A 26934-nucleotide genomic window follows, 5' to 3' on the forward strand; every position below is an offset into this window, starting at 1 on the left:
CGCGCCCCCGGTATGAAATTTGAAGTTACTATACTGGGCAGTAGCTCTGCAACCCCCATTTTTAACCGGAACCCAACAGCGCAGGTACTCAACATAAACGAAAAGCTTTATTTGGTTGATTGCGCCGAGGGTACCCAGCAGCAAATGCTGCGTTTTGATGTTAAAGCCAGCCGAATAGATTATATTTTTATCAGTCACCTGCATGGCGACCATTATCTTGGTTTGGTGGGCCTGCTCTCATCTATGCACCTTAACGGGCGCAAAAAAGAAATTAAATTATTTTGCCCAGAGCCATTAAAAGAGATCATAGACCTTCAACTAAAATATTCTGAAACCAAACTTCATTTTCCTCTTGAGTATGTGTTTACCGATGCTACACAAAAAGGTACTATTTTAGAGAACCAGGATATTTTCGTAGAAACCATTCCGCTCGATCACCGGATCCCCTGCACAGGCTTTCTGTTCCGCCAAAAGAAACGTTTGCGCAAACTTATCAAGGAAAAGATAGAGGACCTGGATATCCCGGTATCTGAATACAGTTCGCTTAAAAAAGGCAATGATTTTACAGCGGCAGATGGCACTGTTTACAAAAACGAAACGCTTACCACCGCCCCGCAGGAACCAAGATCATACGCCTACGTATCTGATACCCTTTACGTAGAAAAATACTTGCAGCAGATAAACTCGGCAACGTTGCTTTACCACGAGGCTACCTTTTTACATGACATGGTAGACAGGGCAAACCAAACCCACCACACAACTGCGTTACAGGCAGGGGAGGTGGCGCTACGGGTAAATGCCGAAAAACTCATCATTGGCCATTTCTCGGCCCGCTATAAAACGCTTAATGAGTTGCTGGACGAAGCGCAAAGCGTTTTCCCAAACACAGAATTGGCTGTTGAGGGGAAGACATTTGTTATAAGCGAATAGAGATTGGGGGCTAGAGAGTAGTTTTCTCCGCCTAATCGCTGCTATCATTGCTAAGCGACGGCTTGCAGTAATTACCGAAATGTTCAACACAAAAAAGAGGTTAAGAATTCCTTCCTAACCTCTGATCTTTATTAACTTACAAACTTAATTTCCCTTTTTACCGAATACCGAGAAGTTTACGTAACGGCTTGGGTGTGCCTTAATATCAATAAACAGGTTGTTAAGGTTGCCCGATGCCGTGTTTAAGTTATCGTACATCTTAGTATCATTCATTAATAAACCTAACGAACCCTGGCCGCTGTTAATCTTGCCAACGGTGGTCTGCAATTCGCCCATGGCTTTATTTGCGTTTTCCAGCGTACCCTTAATGTTTGAATTGGCCAGATCGGTGCTGAACTTTTCAAAGTTGGCAGAAATGCCGTTAAGGTTACCTGTACTGACTTTTAAATTACTTGATGCAGCATCGGCATTAGCCATAATACTGTTGATATGGCTGCTTTGCGCGCCTACAATAGCATCTATCTTTTTAGTAGTACCCTCTAAAGTTTGCAATGAGTTTGCTATGCTGGCAAAACTCCTGTCCACATTTTTTTGGAAATTAGGATTCATGATCTTGTTGATAGAGCCCAGGGCAGAATCTACCTTGGTTATCAAAACCTCGGCCTTTTTCTGAATAGGTTGCAAGCTTTCTGCAAGGCTGCCTTGAATATCAGCACGCAACGTATCCTGGGTTTCGGCATATTTCATGCTGTTACCCAGTTCAAATACAATGGCCTTGCCACCCAAAAGGTCGGTACTTTCTAATTTAGCAAGGGTATTATCGGGGATGTTATATTGTTTATCAACTTTAAATTCAACCGTGGTGCGGCCATCACCGCCTAATTGCATTTTAGATACGCGGCCTATTTGGAAACCGTTCACCAATATAGGTTTAGAAACGGTTAAGCCTTCTACACTGCGGTAGATGGCATAAAATTTATTAGACGATGAGAAAACATCATTTCCGCGGAGAAAGCTGTAGCCCAATATTAATACGGTGATGGCAACAGCTGTAAGCGCCCCAATTTTTGTTTCGTTTGATATTTTCATAGAGGTATATCGAAGTATTTAATTTTCTGTGTTTAGTTTATTGTAACTTGTTCCATTTGTGTTTTGTACTTGCTAATTGCCCTTACTATCGAGTTAACTATCTCTTTTTGACCTTCTTCTGAGTTTAAATATTCCTCTTCTTCGGTGTTATTTATATAGCCGGTTTCAACCAATACAGACGGCATTGCGCTGTGGCAAAGCACATAAAGGCCCTGTTCACGCAGCCCCTCGCTTCGTCTGTTGTCTGTCCCAACAATCTCATCGTTAATTAAGTTTGCAATTTTTATACTTTGTTTACGAAATTTACGCATGTATGCGTCTGTGAGTATCACTACTATGGGGTCGTTAGGGTCTAAAGCGCCGCCGTCTATGCCAGACTCATCCTCCACCTGGTTGTTTTTAATGGCGTCTTGTTCCTCGCGCGATCGGTGCAAACCATATACCAGCATCAACACCCCTTTACCCGAACGATCTGCCACGCGTACCGACTTGTAAACCGCCTTGCCGCGCCTGGTGCTAACACGATCACGAACCACCCTGTCTGACAGTGAATTACAGTGGATAGAAATAAACAAATTACCCTTGTTTTGATTGGCAATTTCGGCACGCTTTTCAAACGATACATCCTCTTCAGTTGTGCGGGTTAAAACACCTTTCACACCCGGCAAATCTTTTTCAATTGCTTTCTGCAATTTTAATGCAATGGCAAGCGTTACATTCCTTTCGTTAGAAAAAGCGCCACCTGCACCAGGCGAATAATGACCCGGTGGGGCATTAGTTGGCTTAACGCCATGGCCTGCATCAATGATAACCGTTCTAAGTTTAAAACTGTTTACAACGGTGTCTTTTTCTACGAGATCTTTTGAGGTGAATGAAAATAATGAGAAGCAAATTAATAAAGCAGCAACGCTACAAATCGTTCTTTTCAACCTGTTCAATATTTTATTTTTCATTAGCTTTGAACGCTGTTAACTGTACCTGCAAAAATACTATTCATAATCAATTTTGAAATTAGTTAAGCCTTTTTTTACAATTTTACTAATATTAATGGGTAGCATAGCAGCGTCCGCAAATGCGGATTTCCGCTACGCAGCTGTCCAAGATACAATTATAAAACCCGAAATCGTAAACGGCCGCCAAATCATCCAGCCGAAAAGCACCATTAAAGCCGACAATACCAAAACAAAGGGCCGTAATTTCACCGCCCCCAAAACAGCTTCGGTAAATACCAAGCGGGATACCACGCCAAGTGCCGGGGGACTAAAATCTATTGTAAAAGCTACAGCCGAAGATTCATCCTTTGTTGATAACGATCACAAGATCAAATATCTGTATGGCCGGGCACGGGTTACTTACGAGGATTTTGAGCTTGATGCCGACTACATACGTGTTGACGAAAACAAGCACCAGATATTTGCCCGCGGTTCTATCGATTCAAAAACCAGGCGATATATTGGCAGGCCACTTTCCAAATCGGGCACCGAAAAACCTGTGGCATCCGATTCGTTATTATTTGACTATAAATCCAAAAAAGGAAAGATCTGGAACCCCGCGTCTGAGCAGGAGGGGAACTTTATATCGGGCGGGCAGGCAAAACGCCTTAACGAAACCGAGGTGGCATACCGTAACGTAATATTCAGCACCTGCGATCTGCCTTACCCCGAAACACACTTTGGCATCGTAATTACAAAGGGTATCGGCCAAAAAAACCGCATTATATCCGGCCCGGCATATTTAGAGATAGCAGGTGTGCCATTGCCTTTGGGCATCCCGTTCGGGTTTTTCCCCAAGCCCGATTCGCGCACATCCGGTTTAATATTACCAACCTTTGGTGAGGACCAAAAACTGGGGTTTTACCTGCGCAATATTGGTTATTACCTTGCCCTTAGCGATTATATCGACCTGACCACAATGGCTACCTTGTACTCAAAAGGATCCTACGAGATAAACACAAATGCCCGCTATCTTAAAAAATACAAATACGGCGGTAGTTTAACATTAAGCTACGGTTCGCACAATTACGGCCTTTCCGGTGATCCTGCCATAAAAGATTTTAACATTGCGTGGACCCACTCGCAAGACCCTAACGCTAACCCCGGTACTACCTTTAGTGCATCGGTTAACGCGGGTACATCAAGCTTTTACCGTAACAGCCCTGGCCAAAACAACTATAACTTAACCCAGTTAACGCAAAATAACTTACGTTCGAGTATCTCGTATGGTAAAACTTGGGCAGGCACGCCCTTTAATTTAAACGTGAGTTTAGGCCACAGCCAGGACCTTACCGCCAAAACCGTAACGCTGGAGTTGCCAACATTTAGCTTTAACATGGCTACGCTTAGTCCGTTTGATTCTAAAGACCGTGTGGGTGAGCAAAAATGGTATCAACGCATAACCGTTGGCTACAGCTTGGTAGGTACTAACAAACTAAACGCGGTACCCGAAGCGGAGCTGTTTAAAGCCAATACCTTTACGAAACGCCTTCAAAATGGTTTGCAACACAATATCCCCGTAGCATTTAACGCTACGTTTCTCAAATATTTCCAGTTTAATACCGGTATCAACTACACCGAACGCTGGTATTTGCAGAGTATCCGCCGCAGGTTTGACAGGGGTACTACCGCAGGGCAGGTATTGCCCGTTACCGATACCGTACAAGGTTTTACCCGTAACTACCAGTATAGCTTAAATGCAGGTGTTTCAACAAAACTTTATGGTACCCTACCATTTAAAAAAGGGAATTTAATAGCCATAAGGCATGTAACCACACCGTCTATCAGCTTTAACTACCAGCCGGATTTTGGTGACCCAAGCTATGGTTACTATCGTACGGCCGTAAGTGCTGCCACAGTTCCCTATCCTTATTACGCGCAACGCTATTCTATATATGAGCAATCTGTTTATGGCGGGCCAGGTATTGGTAAACAAGCAGGCATAGGCTTCTCGTTAGATAACACAATAGAAGCTAAGGTTAAGCCTAAAAGCACCGATACATCTGGTGTCGCCCGGAAGATCCCTATCTTACAGGGTTTAACCTTTTCTTCATTTTACAACTTCGCGGCCGATTCATTAAAACTTGCAAACATTAACTTCTCGGGCCACACAGCCATCTTGAACCAGAAGATCAATATCAACTTTAGCGGTTCACTTGACCCATATACCACCCAGGTGCGCGATTCTATTTCTGGCAACCAGGTGCAAAAATATATCCGCAGGGTAAACCGTTACAGCTGGCAAGATGGTAAGTTCCCTTTATTACAAAGCTTCACCTTATCGGCAAGCGGTGCGTTAAACCCGGCTACTTTCAGGCCTAAAACAGTGCAGCCTGTAGGAAATACGCTCGAAACCATGGATCCTAACCAGGCGCAAAGGCTTGCAATGATCAATAGCGACCCGGGTGCCTATATCGATTTTAACATCCCGTGGAACATCTCTATAAACTACAGTTATTCGTACTCTAACCAGGTAATTAACAGCAGTACAAGCAACACCATAATGGTAAGCGGCGATGTAAGCCTTACTCAAAAGTGGAAGATCCAATATAACAGCAGTTATGATATTAAGGCAAGGCAATTGAGCAGCGCCACGTCATTTGCTATCTATCGCGATCTGCATTGCTGGGACTTATCAGTACAGTGGCTGCCATTTGGTTTCTACAAATCATATAACGTAACCCTAAAGGTTAAGGCATCAATATTGCAGGACCTGAAACTGAGTAAACGAAGCGACTACACAAACAATCAGAATTTTAATTAATATGCTTGCAGAGATCATAACCATTGGTGACGAGATATTAATTGGACAGATTGTAGACACCAACTCTGCCTGGATGGCACAGAAACTTAACGGGGAGGGGATACGTGTGAAACAGATCTCGTCAGTATCCGACGATAAGCAGCACATCCTTAAAGCACTTGCAGAAGCTGCCGGGCGTGCAGATATCATCCTGATAACCGGTGGCCTTGGCCCAACAAAAGACGATATCACCAAACATACCATAGCAGAATACTTTGGCGTCGGCTTGGTGCTGAATGACCAGGCTTTACAAAACGTTGAGAACATTTTTAAAAAGTACAACCGCCCGTTGCTTGATGTTAACCGCAAGCAGGCCGAAGTACCCGCGAATTGCGAAATTCTGCTGAATAACAACGGCACAGCGCCGGGGATGTGGTTTAATGTGGACGGGAAGATCTATGTATCGATGCCGGGCGTCCCTTTCGAAATGAAGTATATGATGGAGGAGGAAGTGATCCCTAAACTAAAAAGGACATTTAAACTACCGGTCATCATCCACAAAACCATATTGACTGTAGGCGAGGGCGAATCATTCCTGGCCGAGAAGATAGCAGACATTGAAAACGATTTGCCAGCCAGCATCAAACTGGCCTATTTGCCAAAAATGGGGCAGGTGCGTTTAAGGCTAAGTGCCTATGGCGATGGCGAGCCTTCGCTACAAGATGAATTAGATGAATTTGCAGCGAGGATAGTAGAGCGGGTGGGCATCAATGTGGTTGCACAAGAAGATATCCCGCTTGAAAAAGTTGTCCTGAATTATATGGCCGAACGCGGGCTTACCCTTTCTGTAGCCGAAAGCTGCACGGGTGGTTACGTATCTCATTTAATAACCCAACACGAGGGCTCGTCGCAGGTGTTTTTAGGGGGCGGCATAACTTACTCCAACGACCTGAAAGAAAACCTTTTAGGCGTCAATAATGAAACGCTCTATCAATTTGGCGCCGTTAGCCAGCAGACAGTTACCGAAATGGCCGAGGGTGCATTGCGCCAGTTTAAATCCGATTTTTCGGTTGCGATAACGGGCATTGCAGGGCCTGGCGGAGGCAGCGAAGACAAACCTGTAGGCACCGTATGGATAGCGGCGGCAAAAGCCGGCAAAACTGTGACGAAGAAATACACATTTGGCAACAAGCGAACACAAAACATTGAAAGGAGTGCTGTAGCGGCCTTTTTTATGTTAATTACTTTACTGAAAGAAAATTAGCAGTACCGTTATATATTGTATAATTTTGATCAACGAACTATAGTTTTGCGTATGGCCAAATACCAATTATTACTGCCAAAGATGGGTGAGAGCGTTGCGGAAGCGACGATAATCAAGTGGACTAAAAAACCCGGCGATTATATAGAAGCAGATGAGGCAGTTATGGAAATTGCCACCGATAAAGTAGATTCGGAAGTCCCGTCACCGGTTTCAGGAAAGTTAGTTGAACAGCTTTGTAAAGAGGATGAGGTAGTACAGGTAGGTTCGGTAATTGCCATCATAGAAACTGAAGACGCCGACAGTAGTGACATCCCCCAATCGGCGCCTGAAACTACATCTGCACCTGAGCCTGAAGTTATTCAAACCCCGGAAACTGCACCGCAAGCAATTAGAGAACAAGCATCACATTTTGTAGCGCAATCAGTAGCGGAAGACCCTGCACCCATTGCCGATATACCTGGCATAAGCCAAATTGAACAAAGAGAGTCCGCACCAATTGATAGCGTAAATTATAGCAATCGCTTTTACTCGCCATTGGTAAAAAATATAGCCAACCAGGAAGGTATTGGCAATAACGAGCTTGACCACATACCGGGCACTGGCGCCGAAGGCCGTTTAACAAAAGACGACCTGCTGGAGTATATCCAAAAACGCGGATCTAAAATCCATGCAGCACAACAAACGGATAGTACACCGCTACAACCTGCACCGGCAATGGCTCAATCGCAGCCTGTAGTGCCTGCTTATACCGCGCCGCAAGCACCTGCTGCGTTACCTGAACCCGTACAACCGCCTGCGCCGCCACAGTCAACTGCTGCGCCACAAGCCGCTGCAGCTACTACAGAAGCTCAACCTGCTGCTACATCCGTATCGGGCGGGCAGGAGATCATAGAGATGGACAGGATGCGCAAGCTGATTGCCGAACACATGGTTTATAGCAAGCACACATCGCCGCATGTTACCTCCTTTGTAGAGGCCGATGTAACCGAGCTTGTGTTATGGCGCGAAAAGATCAAGAACTCGTTTGAAAAACGCGAAGGCGAAAAAATAACCTTCACCCCGATATTTATCGAGGCTGTGGTGAGAGCTATAAAAGATTTCCCGATGATTAACGTATCTGTAAGCGGTACGCAGATCATCAAGAAAAAGGATATCAACATCAGTATGGCAACTGCTTTGCCAAGCGGCAACCTGATAGTTCCGGTAATTAAAAAGGCCGATCAGCTTAGCCTTATAGGCATCACCAAAGCGGTAAACGATTTGGCAACACGTGCCCGTAACAACAAGTTACAACCCGATGATGTACGGGACGGTACGTTCACTATAACCAACGTAGGTTCTTTCGGTAATGTGATGGGTACGCCAATTATTAACCAGCCGCAGGTAGCCATATTAGCTGTTGGTGCTATAAAAAAGAAACCGGCTGTAATAGAAACACCAAAAGGCGATGCTATAGCCATCAGGCACATGATGTTCCTTTCGTTATCTTATGACCACCGTGTAGTTGATGGTGCGCTGGGAGGCCAGTTCGTGAGCAAGGTAGCCCATTACCTGGAAAATTGGGACACTAACAGGAGTTTATAGTTACAGGAATATATAGTTAATTTAATTTGTGAGTTCTACAAAAAGCTAAGGCTTCCATAATCGGAAGCCTTTTGCTTTTATTAGTTTGTTACAGTGCTTATCTGCAACGTTTCTTCAGGTTTGTCAAACTGGCGGGTGAGCATTTCATGGATTATCTTTAGCCAGATAAGCAAACATGGGAACGCCATTAATGAATATGGTATAAAATAATGCGATCTTAAATATGCCGGCATCAGATCGGATGAGGAAAAGCCTGTACCTACCAATGCGAATATGAGCAGGAAGCGTTCGTAACCCGTGATTGGTCGGCCTAAGTTAACATACCAGATCCCCACGCCAATAAACGCTATACAATAGGTAGGCGGCTCGGACCCGGTGCTAAATATTACAGTAAATATCAATACTGACGCCAGCAAAAGCAACTGGTACTTAACATCTCGCCAGTATTTTATGCGCAACATAGATGCGCCAAACAAAGCTAAAGCAGGTAGCAGGATAAACATGTTTGATAGTTTCTCGACATGGAAGATCCTGTACACCATCCCCATCACACTCATATTTGCCCTTGGTGATACAAAGTTATCCGCATTTTTAGCAAGCAGATCCGGGTACCAATCGCGATATGTTTTGATAATGTACTCTGGCGATGAAGCCAGCATTGGTAACACAAATAGCACGGCCGACCAAAACACAAGGCTTAAAATAAACTTTGGTTTGTTATCTGAGAAGAAGAAGAACGCAAGGCCCACAACACCATACAGTTTTATCGCGGTACCTAACACGATCATTAACGCAGCCCAAAAATCTTGTTTATTCTTGATGAATATAAAGCTAAAAATCACCAGCGCGGTTATCAACGGGTTTACCTGCACATTCCCCGATGAACCCATCATGCTGTTAATGTTTAGTAACAGTATAACTAACTTTTGTGCGTTATTTAAAGGAAGTTTTTCTACAGCATAGTATAGAATAAATGCGAGAAACATAGCCCAAAGCACAACCCCGATCTGGTTTGGTAAAACCGCGAAAGGCGCTATTATCAGCCCAAACACCGGCCCGTAATGGTTAAGATCGTGGTAAAACTCAGGCTCGGGCCCAAATAGCGTATGCTGGTGAATTAGGTTTAAAAAGTTGTGTTTGTAAATGATATAGTTGTTATGCGTGGTAAGCTTGTTATCGAAATGCGTGATAATGTCTTTTGCAACGGCGAAAAAACTCAAACCAAACCAAAGGATAAGTATAAATTTTTTGTTAAAAAGGATGCTTTTTAGTTTTTGCATACTGGGGTAAAAGGTTTTGCAATGATACGTATTGCCGTTTATATTCAAGGTAGCAAGCGGGCATAAAAAAGGTTGGCGGGATAACCGTCAACCTTATAATTTATGTGCGATATAATTAAGCCTCGGCTTCCTGCAACTTTTCTGCGGCTAACGTAACGCCTGTTAGCTGATCGGCAAATGCAACAAAAGCCTTTGTATCGGCAATGCGCTGCTGGTTATCTATCAGTTTCTGTAAGTTTATTTTACCGATGACGAATTTATAACTACCCGAGTAAAAACGCTCGTGGATATGTTCAAACTCCAGGGCATCAACCAAAGCTTCGTCATCATAACGCAGGTAAATATTTACTTCGACATTGTTAGTGAACTGCAGGTTGGTGGCGCCTTTGGCTTTTTTGTACTCATACTGGTAATCGTAACGAAGGGCCGCTATATCAGAAAGCACCGCCGAACCTGTTGGATGGCCTCCCGCACCTTTTCCAAAAAAGAATTGCTGGTCGGCAAAGGCGGCCTGTACCGTAACGCCATTGTATTCATATTCCACGTTGTATAAAAACTCGGTTTCGTTTACAAATTTTGGCAGAACGAACAGGGTAACGTGTTTATCGTCTAATTCCTTAGCAACCGGCACCAGTTTTATCTTTAATTTCTTTTCGCGTGCATATTGGAGATCATTTGGCGACAAGTTTTGGATGCCAATGTTCAACACATCTTCAGGGTTGATAACCACTCCATAAGCGTGCGCTGCCGCGATGATCAATTTGTATTTGGCATCGTAACCGCCAACATCCATGGTTGGGTCGGTTTCGGCAAAGCCAAGGTTCTGCGCTTGTTTAAGGGCGGTATCGTAATCAAGGTTCTCTAAATAGCCTTTTGATAAAATGTAGTTTGATGATCCGTTAAAGATCCCGCTGATAGAGTGCAGTAATTCGTTATCGTAATATTCCTCCAGGTTACGGATAATTGGGATGCTACCGCAAACCGCGCCTTCGTATAACAACGAAGTGCCATGGATCTGTTGTAGCTCTATCAACTCATCCAAATAGGTAGCTATCATTTTTTTACTGGCCGATACCACGTTTTTACCTGTACTAAGCGCACGGGACACTATCTCGAAAGCGGCTTCGGTATCGTTTATCAGTTCAACAATGGTGTTTATTTCCGGGTTGTTCAGTATTTCGTCCCTATCGGTGGTAAACAATTCATTTGGCAACGAACGTTCTTTGCCCGGGTTTTTGATGGCGATCTTAACGATCTCTATATTCAGGTCTTTTGTTTTGATAATATCGTACAATCCCTGGCCCACTACTCCAAATCCGAAGAGGCCTATATTCAGTTTCTTGCTCATTAAGCTATTTTTTGTAATTCTATAATTTTCCCTTTTACATCTGTTTTAAAAAACGACGTAATAATATTTGTAAGATCTTCTGTTTCTATTAAAAACCCATCGTGCCCGTAAAACGAATCCAGTTCGGCAAAGGCAGATTTTGGGATATGCCTGAACAGGTATTGCTGCTCCTCGATAGGGAACAATACGTCAGATTTTATGCCGATAACCAGCGTGCGTGCCTTTATCAGGCTCAAGGCTTTATCAACACCGTGCCTGCCGCGGCCCACATTGTGCGAATCCATAGCCTTTGACAGGTACCAGTAGCTGTATGCGTTGAACCGGTTCACCAACTTTTGGCCCTGGTAACCCTGATAGGTTGATGCTTTAAAATTATCGGTAACCGTATCGCCATCTTCCTGTTGGGTGATGCCGTAAGTTTTGTAGGTACGGTAGGATAGGAGCGCTATGCTGCGCGCGGCTTTCAGGCCTTTAGCACCACCATCAGGGGCACCGGCATAAAAGGTACGGTCGGCAGTGATGGCTAAACGTTGTGATTCGTTAAAGGCAACACCCCATGGTGAATGGTTGGCGTTTGTAGCTATCAATATCAGGTTTTTGATACGTTCTGGCTCGATGATGCTCCATTCGATAGCTTGTTGGCCGCCTAACGATCCGCCCAATAATGTTTCTACATGGTCGATACCTAAATGATCGGCCAGTAATATATGTGCTTTTACGATATCCCTGATGGTAAACTCCGGGAACGCGAGGTAATAAGGCAAGCCGGTTGCAGGATTAGTGCTTAATGGATTATCAGTACCGTAAGGCGAACCTAAAACATTTGCGCAAACAATAAAATGCTCATCAGGGTTAAAGTGGTCTTCGGGGCCGAAAAAGCCTTTCCACCAGTCAAAAACGTCGGAATTTGCAGTGAGGGCATGGCATACCCACACTACATTATCCCGGTTTTTATTGAGGCTCCCGTACGTATTAAAGCCAATTGTAAGTCCTTGCAGTTTCTGGCCGGATTCCAGTTCAAACTTTCCGGTATAGGTAAAACTTTGTGTGCTCATTTGTTACTCTTCGTTATTTGGGGGACGGCCGGCTAAAACAACCGCCCCCTCATAACATCACTTAAAAACTAAAAAAACTAAAATCGTTATACTAATTCAAGCTGCTTTATTTTGGCAAACGCCTGTGCAAAATCAGCTTTAATGTCATCTATATGTTCAATACCAACAGCAACGCGTAACTGGCCCGGCAAAACCCCGGCAGAGATCTGCTCTATATCTGAAAGTTGCTGGTGCGTGGTAGCCGCCGGCTGTATAATTAATGTTTTGGCATCGCCCACGTTTGCTAAGTGGCTAACCAATTGCAGGTTATCGATGAGGTTATTGGCAAGTTCCTTATCGCCCTTAATTTTAAAGGACAACACAGCACCGAAACCATTTTTCAAATACTTTTTGGCAAGGGTGTGGGACGCTGATGATTCCAGTCCCGGGTAATTAACAGATTCTACTTGTGGGTGCTGCTCCAGCCATTTGGCAAGTTCAAGGGCGTTATCTACATGGCGTTGTACACGCAGGGATAGGGTTTCTAATCCCTGGATATTCAACCATGAATTAAACGGTGATTGCGACGGCCCAAAATCCCTCAAACCTTCAACCCGGGCACGAATGATAAAGTTGATGTTTCCAAACGGTCCGTTTACACCAAATACGTCATTGAATATTAAACCGTGGTAGCCTTCGCTTGGCTCGGTAAACTGCGGGAACTTGCCGTTGCCCCAATCATAAGTACCGCCATCTACAATAACGCCGCCAATGCTGGTGCCATGCCCGTTGATCCATTTAGTGGTAGATTCTACAACCACATGGGCGCCATGCTGCAAAGGGCGGAACAGGTATCCGCCTGCGGCGAATGTGTTATCAACTATTAACGGCAGATCGTGCTCGTTCGCCAATTTTGCCAGTTGTTCAAAATCGGGGACGCTGAAACCGGGATTACCGATGGTTTCGGTATAAATAGCCTTTGTTCTGCTGTCGATATGTTTTTCGATATTCTCCGCAGTATCGTCCTCTGCAAAACGCACCTCTATACCAAGGCGTTTAAAGGCAACCTTAAACTGGTTATAAGTACCGCCGTACAAGAAAGGGGAGGTAACAAAGTTATCACCTGCCTGTAAAATATTGTTCAAGGCGATAAATTGTGCTGCCTGGCCTGATGCTGTTGCCAAAGCCGCGATGCCACCTTCAAGAGCGGCAATACGCTTCTCGAAAACATCAGTGGTGGGGTTCATTAAACGGGTGTATATATTGCCAAATTCTTTTAGCGCAAACAGGTTTGCACCATGCTCGGCATTTTTAAATACGTATGATGTGGTTTGAAACAATGGTACTGCACGCGCGCCTGTAATAGGGTCAACTTCCTGTCCGGCATGTAGTTGCAGTGTTTCGAATTTTAAGTTAGACATATTCTGTAGATTAAGAGTATTTAAATGAAATGTTAAAGGTTACGACAGGATAGAACTATCCTATTCAGCAGATCACGTATTTTTCAGGAAAACAGAAAAGGGAACGTGTTACCGAATCAACAGCAGCAGCAACACATACAAATACAGCCGTGGAATTGGTTGTATGCTAAACTTTGGGCCAATGGGGCCTGCGATGTGTTTGTTTGTACGTAAGTTAAACTTTTCATGATTAAAAATTTATATCCCCCGGTTAACTATTCTCCGGGACAGGAATTGGCACCTTCTACACCTTGTAGGGTTGCCAGCGGTTCTCTGAGCCTGATCTCTCGCCGCTTCTTTATAAACCAAAATCCGTGTGAGGGAAAATTGATTGTGGTATCGCTACCAAATAATGTTTCAAATATAGGCTAATCGGATTTTAAAATCCAAATTAAATTTTTAATAAATTATCATTTATATGTAAAACCGTTGTAAAGCATTATAATAATTATGCCATCGCCTGTTCCAGATCGGCAATCAGATCATCAACATGCTCCAGCCCTACAGATACCCTCAACAAATTAAACGGTGTTTTGGTGTCCGGCCCTTCAACTGATGCGCGGTGCTCTATCAAACTCTCTACACCGCCCAAGCTGGTTGCCTGGGTAAAAACCTTGAGCGAATTAACAACCTTTTTGGCCTTTACTTCACCACCTTTTAGAGTGAATGACATCATGGCACCGGGGTAATTCATCTGGGCTTTAACAATTTCATATTGCGGATGAGATGTAAGGCCAGGGTACATCACATCTTCTACCTCCGGATGGTTCACTAAAAAATTAGCCAGCAATTGCGCGTTTTGCACATGGCCCTTAACCCGGTAAGGCAAGGTTTTAATGCTGCGCACCAGGTAGTAACAATCCATAGGAGAGGGCACGGCGCCGCCCATGGTTTGTACATTGCGGATCTTTTCCCACCAGTCGCTTTTTTCGGCAGTAATTAATGCACCGCCCATCAGGTCGCTGTGGCCGCCAAAGTATTTAGTAGACGAATGCATTACCAGATCCGCTCCCAACGCGATAGGGTTTTGGCAAATAGGAGTGGCAAATGTATTATCGCACACTACTTTTATATTGTGTTCGCGCGCTATCGCCACTACCTTTTTTATGTCGGTAATTTTAAGCAACGGGTTAGATGGTGTTTCTATCCAAATAACCCCGGTATTAGGTTTGATATGCGCTTGTAAAACCTCGCTATCATTCACGTCAATAAAATCAAACTCCAGGATCCCGGCAAAAAGTTGTTTAAGTTGGTTACGCAGTCCATGGTACATATCGTCGGGCGCTATAATGTGCGTACCCGGCTCAAGTGATTGAAAAACAGACATGCCCGCCGCGTTGCCCGATGAAAATGCCGCTGCTTCTGCACCGCCTTCTAATTGCGCCAATACAATCTCTAACGAGGTACGGTTTGGGTTGCTTGAACGGCTATACTGGTAGCCTGCTGCAAAGCCTCCATCTTCATCGCGCTCAAAAGTAGTAGCCATAACAATGGGCTGTATAACTGCTTTAGTTGAAGCGTCGGTATGGTTACCGGCGTGTATGGCAATGGTTTCTATTTTCATGACTGGGAATGTATGCCGCCAAATTAACTAAGAATTATTTTATAATTATAGACGCATCTGTAAAAGTGTTGCGAATATTAAGATCGCTCCATCTGTAACCGCACTGTCATAGTTGCATGTTCAAACACTGGTTAAGTTGATACTTCCGTTTTAAACTTGCGGCATTTTGCTACATTTGCCCAAATATTTTTCTAAATGGAAGTATCAGATAATTTCCTGGTTTTGCTGAATAATCCCCGGCTTTTACCGGCACTAAAAGACATTGCTGAGAAGGTACTCCATAACCAGCGCATTACATTTGATGAAGGCGTTCTGCTTTACGAAAAAGCCGAACTGGGCTACCTGGGAGTACTTGCCAACTACATACGCGAACAAAAACACGGTGATAAAACATACTTTAACCGTAATTTCCACATCGAACCCACAAACCTTTGTGTTTATGATTGTAAGTTTTGCTCATACTCGCGCTTGATTAAACAGCGTGCAGACGGATGGGAATACACTATGGACGAGATGCTGGATATCGTAAAAAAATACGACGACCAACCTGTTACGGAGGTGCACATTGTAGGCGGTGTTCTACCGCAGTATGATGTCGCTTTTTATTCGGAGTTGTTTAGCAGGATCAAAGCCCACAGGCCTGATCTGCATGTAAAGGCGTTAACACCGGTTGAGTATCACTATATTTTCAAAAAGGCTAAGATAGATTATGCCACCGGTATGAAGCTGATGAAAGACGCAGGCCTGGAATCTATGCCGGGTGGCGGAGCCGAGATCTTCCATCCCGAAGTGCGCGACCTGATAGCTAAAGATAAATGTACCGGCGACCAATGGCTTGCCATCCATGAAGAATGGCATAAATTGGGCATGCGCTCGAACGCTACGATGCTTTACGGCCATATCGAGCAATACCGCCACAGGGTTGACCATATGGAACAGCTTAGGCAGTTGCAGGATAAAACCGGAGGTTTCCAAACCTTTATCCCGCTAAAGTTCCGTAATCAGGATAACCAGATGAGCAACGTACCTGAATCGACTGTAGTAGAAGATTTGCGCAACTATGCGATAGCAAGGATCTATCTTGATAATTTCGACCATATAAAGGCCTACTGGGCCATGATAAGCCGAACCACCGCGCAGCTATCCCTTAACTTTGGGGTGGATGACATTGACGGCACGCTTGATGACACCACCAAGATCTACGCTATGGCAGGCGCCGAAGAAAAGAAACCGGCCATGAGCACACAAGAGCTGGTTGAACTGATAAAAAACGCCGGCCGTTACCCCATAGAGCGAGATACGCTATATAATGTGGTGACCGATTACAACGATTATCAGTTTGCAGAAACGGAGAAACCGCGCTATTACAAGCTGCCGGTTATAAATTAGTTTATTGGTTCACTTGTTCATTAGTTACTAGTGGACAATGTGCCTATGAACAAATGAACTATTGAACAAATGAACCAAATAGAAAAGACACTATATATAGTACGCCACGGGCAAACCGATCTTAATAAGCAAGGTATTGTACAGGGCCGCGGCCGCGATACAAATCTGAATGACGAAGGCCGCCAACAGGCCGACATGTTTTACCGGGCTTATAAAGATGTTCCTTTTGATAAGATCTACATATCCGAATTAAAGCGTACACAGCAAAGCATCCAGCAGTTTATTGACCTTGGCCTGCCTTACGAAAGGCTGGAAGGCCTTGATGAACTTGCCTGGGGCGTACACGAGGGGCAGCCTGCCACACCCGAAACCAAAGCTGCTTTCTTAGACCTGATGCGCAACTGGCTGGACGGCAACCTGGATGTTAAATTTGAAGGTGGCGAAAGCCCTAACGAAGTTAAGGCAAGGCAATTACAGGCGCTGGACATTATCATGAGCCATCCCGAGGAAAAAACGGTATTGATTTGCATGCATGGCCGGGCGTTACGTTTGCTGATGTGTATCTTAACAGAGCAGCCGCTTACGCAAATGGATACCTTCCCTCACCAAAATCTGGTGCTGTACAAAGTAATTTACAATGGCAGTAAGTTTGAAATTGTTGAAGCCAACAACGCCAAGCATTTAAAAAACGCATAGAGAGAACGATAAGTGAATAAGATTAGAATATCTGCCGTTAGCTATACTAACACCAAACCCTTTTTATACGGCCTGCAAGACTCCCCAATTAAAGACAGGATTGAATTGAGCCTGGATATCCCATCGGACTGTGCACAAAAACTGATAGATGATAAGGCCGATATTGGTTTAATACCTGTCGCGGCTACGTTAAGTCTGCCCAAATGGGAGATCATCTCCGATTATTGCATTGGCGCGGTTGGCGCGGTAAACTCCGTATTTATATTTAGCAATTGCGATATAAAGGATGTGAAGCGTGTACAGCTTGACCCCGAATCGCGCAGTTCAAATAATTTGGCTAAGGTACTGATGAAGAACTACTGGATGATAGCGCCCGAACTTATTGTAAGGGCTGATGATTACGCAGTTTCGCAGGATGACCAAACCGCCTTTGTACAAATTGGCGACCGTACTTTCGGCAAAAAAGAGCATTATAAATACGTTTACGACCTTTCAGAAGAGTGGCGAAAGTTTACCGGCCTACCATTCGTGTTTGCCGCCTGGATAGCCAACAAGCCAATCCCCGAAGATTTTATAAAAGAGTTTAACCAGGCGCTTCGCCACGGCCTTGCCCACAGGCACGAGTTATTGCAAACCCTACCGCAACGTGCGGACTTCGACCTGGAAGACTACCTGATGCATAAGCTTGATTTTGATTTGACAGAGGGTAAAAAAAAAGCGCTGTACTTGTTTTTGGATTACATAAAAGCGTTGTAGTTGTAAAAATTAAATTTTTCAAAACCATATTGTTTAAATAACATTCTTATTTACAATATGGATCCACAAAAACTTAACGGACAAATCGCCTTGGTTACCGGGGCGGATAGCGGCATTGGTAAAGCGGTAGCTATTGCTTTGGCGGCTGCTGGTGCAAAGGTTTTGGTAAACCACATCAGTAGCTCTGAAAAAGCTAATGAAGTAGTTGATACCATTGCGCAGGCAGGGGGCGAGGCCTTTGAGTTTCATGCCGATGTAAGTAAGGAAGAAGAAGTACAGGCCATGTTTGCCGCTATCGTCGAAAAATATGGCACTATAGATATTCTGGTTAACAACGCCGGCCTGCAAAAGGATGCCAAATTTGTGGATATGACTTTGGATGATTGGAATACCGTTATTAACATTAACCTTACCGGGCAGTTCCTTTGCTCGCGCGAGGCTGCCAAACTGTTCATCAAGAGGGGAGTGGTAGAAAGCGTTAGTCGCGCGGCTGGCAAGATCATCTGCATGAGCAGCGTACACGAGGTTATACCCTGGGCAGGCCATGTAAATTACGCCGCAAGCAAAGGCGGTATCAGCATGTTTATGAAAAGCCTTGCGCAAGAACTGGCACCGCATAAGATCCGTGTATTGGGCATTGGGCCGGGTGCCATACAAACGCCCATCAACAAAGAAGCCTGGGAAACACCGGAGGCTTTAAATGAGCTTTTAACGCTCATCCCTTACAACCGGATAGGCCAGCCGGAAGATATTGGAAAATTGGCTGTTTTTTTAGCTTCTGATGATGCAGATTACATTACCGGTACAACTATTTTGGCCGATGGCGGCATGACGTTATATCCTGGATTTGCAGATAACGGTTGATAAACCCGCTATAAAAAACATCTTTTGTCATTTAAAAGTCACATAAATAGACCTTCTTTACATTAATTTAACTTAGTGTACTTTTTACAATAAGTATATCGTATTTTATTTTACATATTGTTAAAAGTACACTAAGTAATGGTTCAATTTTTTAAATTTCAATCAAAAACACGTATTAATTATAAAATATTCATAAAAATTAGCAATAATTATGAATATTATCAATAAGGATGTACATTTGTTATATAATTTAAAACAAACGATCATGAAAAAATTATTTATATCTACCGCTATCGCAGCATTGTTCACAGTAAATGTTTTTGCTGCTAACACAATTTCAAAATCAGAAAGTGATGCTGATGCAGTATCATATGCAGTTTCTTCAAAATTCAACAGCGATTTTGTTAGAGCTGAAAATGTAACCTGGAAAGTTAATTCAAAATTCCAGAAAGCGACCTTCACTATCGACGGCGTAAAAAAATCAGCTTTCTACAACCTTCGTGGTGAGTTGATAGGCATTACGGAGAATGTACAGTTCAAAGAATTGCCTGCAAAAGCTAAAAAAGAAATTGCCGCTAAATACGAAGGTTACTTCGCAAACGAAGTTATCAAATTAGATAACGGCGATAACGGTTTCGATTCTACCGTGTATTTTGTTGACTTGAAAAACGACAAAGAAGAAGTTTTAGTAAGGGTTACACCATCTGCCGGTGTTTACTTCTTTCAGCAAGTAAAATAATCCGATCCTACATATATCGTAATGAAAGTCATTGGTTTACGCCAATGGCTTTTTTGTTTTTAATTTTATTTTAACTTAATATAAATTTATTTGGTTATTATTAATTTTATATATTTGATACAGATAGTTGTACATTCCATATTGATTATTAAACCATTTTTATACTCAGTTGAATTACCTACTGATCTTAAACACACAATTATTAATACAATTATTTTATTATTATGAAAACTGGAAAAGTAAAATGGTTTAACACACAAAAAGGTTACGGGTTTATTATTACTGATGATGGCAAGGACTTATTTGTACACTTTAAAGATGTACAAGGCGGTGTAAACGCCATTAAAGACAACGACAATGTCGAGTATGAAGAAGAAGAAGGACGTAAAGGCTTACAGGCCGTAAACGTAAAAAAAGTTTAATTAGCTACTTTTAAAATATATGGCCCCTGTTAAAAAACAGGGGCTTTTTTTATGCGATTTAATTTATTTTTTGCCCGCATTTTATACCTTAGCCAAACCAATAATTACAACCCTGATTTATGACCGACACTGCTTCAGCAAAAGTTTCGCGGAATGTTATATTCCTGGTACTTGTAGCCTCCCTGGGCTATTTCGTTGACATATATGACCTTTTAGTTTTCTCCATAGTGCGTAAAGCCAGCCTGCATGACATTGGCGTAGCCGATGCCGATATACTATCTAAAGGGCAATTCATCATCAATGTGCAGATGTTTGGGTTGCTGCTGGGAGGTTTGCTTTGGGGAATAATCGGCGATAAGCTTGGCCGTATCAAGGTTTTATTTGGGTCGATATTGCTTTATTCCATAGCCAATTTCGCAAACGCATTCGTAACAGACGTTAACACCTACGCATTGATCCGCTTCATTGCAGGTATTGGCCTTGCCGGCGAGCTTGGCGCGGGCATCACCCTGGTAACAGAAACCTTAAGTAAGGAGAAACGCGGCTATGGCACCATGATCGTGGCTGTGATAGGCTTATTTGGCGCTGCCGCCGCTTATGAAGCGGCTAAGTTTGGCTGGCAACATGCTTACATGATAGGCGGCGGTTTAGGTATCATATTATTGCTTATGCGTGTTGGCACGTTTGAATCGGGCATGTTTAACAAGGTAAAACAAAGCGGGGTATCTAAAGGCAATTTTTTAATGCTGTTCACAAGCGCGGAGCGCTTTAAAAAATATTTGTACTGCATACTCATTGGCGCGCCGCTTTGGTATGTGGTGGGGGTGCTGGTTACGCTATCGCCCGAGTTTGGTAAGGCATTGGGCTCGGCAGTACCGCTTAGCGCTGGCGAGGGAGTACTTTACACCTATATCGGGATCTCGATAGGCGATATTTTTGCAGGCTTATTGGCCCAGGTCACCAAATCGCGCAAACTTACCATGGCGGTGTTTCTTACACTATCAGTAGTAAGCTCATTTATTTACTTGGGCTCAAAAGGTATTACGCATGATAAATTTGTTTGGATCTGTTTCTTTATGGGTTGCACCGTTGGTTACTGGGCAACCTTCGTAACTATAGCTGCCGAGCAATTCGGTACAAACATCCGCTCCACAGTTACTACTACTGTACCAAACTTTGTGCGCGGCTCATTGATTCCCATCAACATGGCGTTTAATGCCTTTGTAGTGCACTACGGCATGGTTACAAGCGGTTATATCATGATGGTGATACTTACCCTCATCTCGTTATTCTCGCTCAGCCAGCTTAAAGAAACCTTTGGTAAGGACCTAAATTATATTGAAGAGGAAGCTGGGGTTAGTTAAATTTAATTAATGATTTAGCGAGTTAGTGAATTAGTGATTGGAAATTGATAAACGCATTCAATAGTTTGTTTAGTTTTGCAATGTATTAATCACTAATTCACTATCCCGATAGCTATCGGTACACTCATTCGCTAATTAATGATTACAAAAGAACAAATAGCTGCCGATTACAAAGAGATACAGGACGAGATTTGCGCCGCGCTTGAGGCTACCGACGGCCTTGCCAAATTTGAAGAAGAACTTTGGGAACGAGAAGGAGGGGGCGGTGGCCGGACCCGTGTTATCCAAAACGGCAACATATTTGAAAAAGGCGGCGTTAACTTCTCTGCGGTGTACGGCCAGTTACCAGATACTGTAAAAAAAGCGTTAAATGTAGTGCAGGATGATTTTTTTGCCACCGGCATCTCTATCGTTATTCATCCCAACCACCCGTGGGTACCTATCATCCACATGAACATCAGGTACTTCGAGATGCCATCGTCATTTAACAACAGCACCCCGCCGGTGCGCTGGTTTGGGGGTGGGATAGACCTTACACCGCATTACGTGGTTGAGGATGATGCACGTTTTTTTCATCAGCAGTTAAAAGACATTTGCGACCAGTTTAACGCTGATTTTTACGAGCGCTTTAAAACCTGGGCCGATAACTACTTTTACATCAAACACCGCGACGAGACCCGCGGCATTGGAGGCATTTTTTACGACCGGTTAACTGCTACCGATGATATCACCTGGGAAACCGTTTTCGAGTTCAGCAAGGCGTTGGGCCGCTCTTTCATCCCAACCTATACCGAGTTGGTTAACCGCAGCAGGGATAAGGAATTTACGCCCGACCATCAGCAATGGCAATACCAGCGCCGCAGCCGCTACACCGAGTTTAACCTGGTTTACGACGCAGGTACCAAATTTGGGCTTGAAACCAATGGCCGTATCGAATCGATCTTGATGAGCCTGCCCCCAACAGCCAAGTGGGTTTACAACTATCAGGCACAGCCGGGCAGTGATGAGGAAAATACCTTGTCGTTATTAAAAAAAGGCATTAATTGGGTTTAATTATCATGAAAAAGATCTTTCCCGCTTTTTTATTGGTGATGGCGTTTTGTGCGTTCCGTATGCAAAATACGCTGGAAGGTAAATGGCAATACAGCGGTGGCGTGTACAATGGCAACACCGAGCAGCCATCAAAAGATTACACTTTGCAGCGCAATTACGATGCTACACATTATACCGCCCTATTGCTCGAAACGGGGCAGGAGCCATACAATTACGAGCGGGGCGATTATTCCTTGAAACAGGATACCTGCCGGGAAACCCAAACCTTTAGCGCAGAGCCATCTAAGGTGCTCAATATCCTCATAAAGTACCGCTACCATATCAGTAACGACACCCTGACTTTTAACGGCATTTTACCCAATGGCACCATCGTAAAAGAGTACTGGAAAAAGGTAAAATAAGCCTCTCTTTTCCACATTGTAACGTTCCAATAGTTTTATGCTTTAAAACGTGGAAAACATGCATAAATGTTAGTAAAAAACGCGGCTTTTTGAGTAGATTTTCTTAAATTCGCACGTTGTATAAAAACACTTTTTTTACACGCATTTACTGTTAAGATTTTCCACTAAGAAAAACCAATGGCTGAAGAAACTGAAAACGAGAATTCGCACCAAGAAGACAGAATAATTTCGATAAATATTGATGAAGAGATGCGGGCCGCTTACATTGATTATTCAATGTCGGTTATCGTATCAAGGGCATTGCCCGATGTACGCGATGGTTTAAAACCCGTTCACAGGCGTGTATTGTTCGGCATGCTTGATCTAGGTTTGGCAAATAACAAACCATATAAAAAATCTGCACGTATTGTAGGTGAGGTATTGGGTAAGTATCACCCGCATGGCGATACATCTGTATATGACGCTATGGTACGTATGGCACAGGATTGGAGCCTACGTTACCCATTTGTTGAAGGACAGGGTAACTACGGTTCTATCGATGGCGACCAGCCGGCAGCCATGCGTTATACCGAGGCTAAACTGCAAAAGATAGCCGAAGAAATGCTGGCCGATATCAATAAGGATACTATTGATTTCCAGCTGAACTTTGATGACTCGTTGCAAGAGCCAACCGTATTGCCTGCAAAATTCCCTAACCTTTTGGTTAACGGTGCATCGGGTATAGCCGTGGGTATGGCAACCAACATGGCGCCACACAACTTAACCGAGATCATTAATGCTACTATCGCGCTTATCGACAATCGCCAGATCGATATAGCCGAGCTGATGACCTACGTTAAAGGCCCCGATTTCCCTACAGGGGGTATCATTTATGGTTTTGAAGGCCCGCGCCAGGCATTAGAAACAGGCCGTGGCCGTATTGTAATACGCTCGAGGGCCGAAATTGAAACTTACGGCAGCGACCGCGAACGTATCATTGTTAGCGAGATACCTTACCAGGTAAACAAAGCGCTGATGATAGAGCGTACCGCCGAGCTTGTTAATGATAAAAAAATTGAAGGCATATCTGCCATCCGCGACGAAAGTAACCGCGAGGGTATTCGTGTTGTTTATGAGATAAAACGTGATTCTAACGCGGCAATCGTATTAAACAACCTGTATAAATACACCGCGCTGCAAACATCGTTCAGTGTAAATAACATCGCGCTGGTACATGGCCGCCCCATGTTGCTTAACCTGCGCGACCTAATCCACCACTTTGTTGAGCACAGGCATGAGGTAGTTATCCGCCGTACCAAATATGAATTGGCCGAGGCCGAGAAACGCGCGCATATCTTAGAAGGTTTGCTGATAGCGCTTGACCATATCGAGGAAGTTATCAAACTTATCCGTGCGTCATCAACACCTGATGAAGCCCGCGAAGGTTTAATAACCACGTTTGGCCTGAGCGATATCCAGGCACGCGCTATTTTGGATATGACCTTAAGGCGTTTAACCGGACTGGAACGCGATAAGATCCGCGACGAGTTTGATGCCCTGATGAAAACGATCGATTACTTGAAATCTATCCTTGGCGATGAAGCTTTGCGGATGCAGATCATCAAAGACGAGTTGACAGAGATTCGCGAAAAATACGGTGACGAGCGCAAGACCGAAATGGTACATTCATCAGCAGAAATGCAAACCGAAGACTTTATTGAGGACGAGGATGTAGTTATCACCATCTCTCGCGAAGGTTACATCAAACGTACCTCACTTACCGAATACCGCCGCCAGGGCAGGGGTGGTAAAGGCGCCATCGGCAGCAACAGCCGCGATGCAGACTTTATTGAGCACTTGCTAATAGCAAGTAACCACAACTACATGCTGTTCTTTACCGAAAGCGGGCAATGTTTCTGGTTACGTGTGTTCGAGATTCCTGAAGGTACACGTACCTCAAAAGGCCGTGCTATCCAGAACATCATCAATATCCCTAAAGAAGAGAATATCAAGGCTTACATCAAGCTTAAATCACTTAAGGACAAGGAATACCTGGAAAACAACTTTATTATTATGTGTACCCGTAAAGGTGTTATAAAGAAAACATCTTTAGAAGCATACTCACGCCCCCGTGCTAATGGTATCAATGCCATTAACATTAACGAGGGCGATGCATTGTTAGAAGCAACATTAACAACCGGTAGCAGCGAAATTGTTATGGCGCTACAATCTGGCCGTGCTATCCGCTTTAACGAAAGCACTGTTAGGCCGATGGGCCGTACCGCTACAGGTGTACGTGGTATAAGCCTTGACAGTGAGAAAGACGAAGTTATTGGTATGATCGCTATCGACGATAAAGAAACTACCGTATTGGTTGTATCTGAAAAAGGATATGGTAAACGTACGGATATTGAGGATTATCGTGTTACTAACCGTGGTGGTAAAGGTGTAAAAACCCTTAATATTACTGAAAAAACCGGAAACCTTGTTGCCATAAAAGGTGTTACTGATAAAGAAGATCTGATGATCATCAATAAATCGGGCATCATTATCCGCATGGCTATAGCAGAATTACGAACAATGGGCCGCGCTACACAAGGGGTAAGGTTAATTACCCTGAAAGGTAATGATGCGATTGCATCGGTTGCGAAAGTTGAACACGAAGAAGACGAAGTGTTGGAAGAAGCGATCTTAGCTGAAGCAACTGAAGATAAAGCTATAGCGGATGCAACTGATGCTGATGTACTTTCAGAGACACCGGATGCACCGATTAAACCAGATACTGATATTGACACAGCTGAAGCAGAAGATGAATCTGCCGATGATGACAAAACTGAATAAATAATGCAAAGCCGAAAAATCAGTTTATTGATTTTAGCGTTGTTTACCACATCATTTGCCTTTGGCCAGTCCGAAGCGTTAAAGATTGTGGTAAACAACCTTGCTTTTTATAAGCAAAAGGGTGATCTTAAGTATTTAAGCAACGCCAAAAAATCTGCAGATAGTTTAGTGGTAACCCGTAAGGATTCTGCCGACCTGGAGAAGAATGTTTACCGCATTATTGTAAACTCCAGCATCCTTTACACTGACTCGCTTAACAAGCTAAACCAGCCGGAAACTTTTTTGCCGCAAACATCTGCTTTGCTTGATAAGTTCCAGGAAAAGGGCAAGATCTACAAATATCAGCCCGAACTTGATTATGCGAAACGTTGCCTGGCGAACGTTTATATCCGCAGAGGTTTTGCTTTGTCTAAAAGCGGCGATTTTAAAAATGCTGCAGATGCTTTCCAAAAAGCTAAGAAGTACGCGCCTGCACAAAAACAGATCAATGCCTATATAGCTTATGCCAGCAACAAGCAAGGCAACTTGCAGGATGCTGCCAAATATTATGACAACCTGATAAATACAGATAGCACGAAACTGGAGTATCTTGAAACCGCGTCAACCATTTATAAATCACTCGGCGATACGGCAAAGGCCTTACAAATTGTAAAAAAGGGGAGAAGGCTGTTACCTCAAAACAAACAGTTGTTACAGGACGAGGCTAACATTTATAATAACAAAAGGGATTACAAATCTTTAGAACCGTTAATTATTCCGTTGATAGATAATAACGTTAATAACCCCGAAATAACTTTTGTTGCTGCAAATTGTTACGATAATTTAAACCAATACGACAAAGCGGAGTCTTTATACCTGCGTGCCATTGAATTAAACGGGATTGCTTATGAGCCGGTGTTTAATTTAGGTTTACTTTACTTTAAGAAAAGCGTACTTAAGGCGAATAATGATGATAAAAACATTACAAGTGCTATATTGTGGCTGGAAAAAGCAAACGAAATGGCACCTAAATATAAAAAATGCCTTGAATTATTGCAGTTAGCCTACACAAAAACCGGCAATCAAAACCAGTTGGATAGGGTTAACAATAAATTAGAACAATTAAACTAATACACTATATTATAGCATAGATCAGTTAATGG

Annotated in this window: 22 protein-coding genes and 1 riboswitch; of the genes, 15 read left to right on the top strand and 7 right to left on the bottom strand. The window is 43.5% G+C overall.

All coding sequences use genetic code 11. The features are described from left to right. Window positions 1–12: 12 nt before the first annotated feature. Window positions 13–930, top strand: a complete 918-nt coding sequence (locus ACVW0P_RS04765) for a ribonuclease Z (protein ID WP_457131059.1) — start codon at window positions 13–15, stop codon at window positions 928–930. 144 nt (window positions 931–1074) lie between these two features. Here the strand turns inward: ACVW0P_RS04765 and ACVW0P_RS04770 are convergent, their stop codons facing one another. Next, the gene (locus ACVW0P_RS04770) at window positions 1075–2019 is read right to left on the bottom strand and encodes an MlaD family protein (RefSeq protein WP_354430475.1); all 945 of its coding nucleotides are present in this window, start codon (window positions 2017–2019) and stop codon (window positions 1075–1077) included. 32 nt (window positions 2020–2051) lie between these two features. After that, window positions 2052–2972: an N-acetylmuramoyl-L-alanine amidase family protein gene (locus ACVW0P_RS04775; protein ID WP_457131060.1), complete on the bottom strand. Its 921-nt coding sequence runs from the start codon at window positions 2970–2972 to the stop codon at window positions 2052–2054. Between the two features lie 94 nt (window positions 2973–3066). Between ACVW0P_RS04775 and ACVW0P_RS04780 the strand changes: the two genes are divergently transcribed. From ACVW0P_RS04780 to ACVW0P_RS04790, 3 genes are read left to right on the top strand one after another with little or no spacing between them, the layout of a single operon-like run. After that, on the top strand, window positions 3067–5775 hold the full coding sequence (locus ACVW0P_RS04780) for a putative LPS assembly protein LptD (RefSeq protein WP_457131061.1): 2709 nt from the start codon (window positions 3067–3069) through the stop codon (window positions 5773–5775). 1 nt (window position 5776) lies between these two features. Continuing rightward, the gene (locus tag ACVW0P_RS04785) at window positions 5777–7018 is read left to right on the top strand and encodes a competence/damage-inducible protein A (protein ID WP_457131062.1); all 1242 of its coding nucleotides are present in this window, start codon (window positions 5777–5779) and stop codon (window positions 7016–7018) included. Between the two features lie 51 nt (window positions 7019–7069). Further along, window positions 7070–8602, top strand: a complete 1533-nt coding sequence (locus tag ACVW0P_RS04790; RefSeq protein ID WP_457131063.1) for a dihydrolipoamide acetyltransferase family protein — start codon at window positions 7070–7072, stop codon at window positions 8600–8602. An 80-nt stretch (window positions 8603–8682) separates the two neighbouring features. Here ACVW0P_RS04790 and ACVW0P_RS04795 read toward each other — a convergent pair whose 3' ends face one another. The 5 genes from ACVW0P_RS04795 to ACVW0P_RS04815 form a co-directional block, all read right to left on the bottom strand. Next, the gene (locus ACVW0P_RS04795; RefSeq protein ID WP_457131064.1) at window positions 8683–9882 is read right to left on the bottom strand and encodes a glycosyltransferase family 87 protein; all 1200 of its coding nucleotides are present in this window, start codon (window positions 9880–9882) and stop codon (window positions 8683–8685) included. A 115-nt stretch (window positions 9883–9997) separates the two neighbouring features. Beyond that, window positions 9998–11230: a homoserine dehydrogenase gene (locus ACVW0P_RS04800; RefSeq protein ID WP_457131065.1), complete on the bottom strand. Its 1233-nt coding sequence runs from the start codon at window positions 11228–11230 to the stop codon at window positions 9998–10000. Next, the gene (locus ACVW0P_RS04805; RefSeq protein ID WP_457131066.1) at window positions 11230–12285 is read right to left on the bottom strand and encodes a homoserine O-acetyltransferase family protein; all 1056 of its coding nucleotides are present in this window, start codon (window positions 12283–12285) and stop codon (window positions 11230–11232) included. Before ACVW0P_RS04805 ends, ACVW0P_RS04800 begins: the two co-directional genes overlap by 1 nt. Window positions 12286–12371: 86 nt before the next feature. Then, window positions 12372–13685 carry an O-acetylhomoserine aminocarboxypropyltransferase/cysteine synthase family protein gene (locus ACVW0P_RS04810; protein ID WP_457131067.1) on the bottom strand — a complete coding sequence of 438 codons (1314 nt, stop codon included), beginning with the start codon at window positions 13683–13685 and terminating at the stop codon, window positions 12372–12374. A gap of 234 nt (window positions 13686–13919) precedes the next feature. Continuing rightward, window positions 13920–14031: riboswitch (SAM riboswitch) on the bottom strand. 141 nt (window positions 14032–14172) lie between these two features. Beyond that, a complete protein-coding gene (locus tag ACVW0P_RS04815; RefSeq protein WP_457131068.1) occupies window positions 14173–15288 on the bottom strand; it encodes a trans-sulfuration enzyme family protein in 1116 nt (371 codons plus the stop codon). A 195-nt stretch (window positions 15289–15483) separates the two neighbouring features. Between ACVW0P_RS04815 and mqnE the strand changes: the two genes are divergently transcribed. From mqnE to ACVW0P_RS04870, 11 genes are all read left to right on the top strand, one after another. Next, window positions 15484–16677: an aminofutalosine synthase MqnE gene (mqnE, locus tag ACVW0P_RS04820; RefSeq protein WP_457131069.1), complete on the top strand. Its 1194-nt coding sequence runs from the start codon at window positions 15484–15486 to the stop codon at window positions 16675–16677. 69 nt (window positions 16678–16746) lie between these two features. Then, on the top strand, window positions 16747–17373 hold the full coding sequence (locus ACVW0P_RS04825; RefSeq protein WP_457131070.1) for a histidine phosphatase family protein: 627 nt from the start codon (window positions 16747–16749) through the stop codon (window positions 17371–17373). A 12-nt stretch (window positions 17374–17385) separates the two neighbouring features. Next, complete coding sequence (locus ACVW0P_RS04830) at window positions 17386–18129, top strand: menaquinone biosynthetic enzyme MqnA/MqnD family protein (RefSeq protein WP_457131071.1); 744 nt, start codon at window positions 17386–17388, stop codon at window positions 18127–18129. 57 nt (window positions 18130–18186) lie between these two features. Continuing rightward, entirely contained in the window at window positions 18187–18993 is an 807-nt protein-coding gene (locus tag ACVW0P_RS04835) for an SDR family oxidoreductase (protein WP_457131072.1), read from the top strand. 265 nt (window positions 18994–19258) lie between these two features. Further along, entirely contained in the window at window positions 19259–19732 is a 474-nt protein-coding gene (locus ACVW0P_RS04840; RefSeq protein ID WP_457131073.1) for a hypothetical protein, read from the top strand. A 224-nt stretch (window positions 19733–19956) separates the two neighbouring features. Beyond that, on the top strand, window positions 19957–20154 hold the full coding sequence (locus ACVW0P_RS04845) for a cold-shock protein (RefSeq protein WP_067061679.1): 198 nt from the start codon (window positions 19957–19959) through the stop codon (window positions 20152–20154). 119 nt (window positions 20155–20273) lie between these two features. Next, window positions 20274–21518, top strand: coding sequence for an MFS transporter (locus ACVW0P_RS04850; protein ID WP_457131074.1), 1245 nt, complete (start codon window positions 20274–20276; stop codon window positions 21516–21518). A 138-nt stretch (window positions 21519–21656) separates the two neighbouring features. Beyond that, entirely contained in the window at window positions 21657–22571 is a 915-nt protein-coding gene (hemF, locus tag ACVW0P_RS04855; RefSeq protein WP_457131075.1) for an oxygen-dependent coproporphyrinogen oxidase, read from the top strand. Between the two features lie 5 nt (window positions 22572–22576). Continuing rightward, the gene (locus ACVW0P_RS04860) at window positions 22577–22972 is read left to right on the top strand and encodes a hypothetical protein (protein WP_457131076.1); all 396 of its coding nucleotides are present in this window, start codon (window positions 22577–22579) and stop codon (window positions 22970–22972) included. 177 nt (window positions 22973–23149) lie between these two features. After that, entirely contained in the window at window positions 23150–25792 is a 2643-nt protein-coding gene (gene gyrA / locus ACVW0P_RS04865) for a DNA gyrase subunit A (protein ID WP_457131077.1), read from the top strand. Window positions 25793–25795: 3 nt separating this feature from the next. Then, a complete protein-coding gene (locus tag ACVW0P_RS04870) occupies window positions 25796–26902 on the top strand; it encodes a tetratricopeptide repeat protein (RefSeq protein WP_457131078.1) in 1107 nt (368 codons plus the stop codon). The last annotated feature ends 32 nt before the right edge of the window (window positions 26903–26934 follow it).

The organism is Mucilaginibacter sp. UYNi724, from assembly GCF_054057495.1.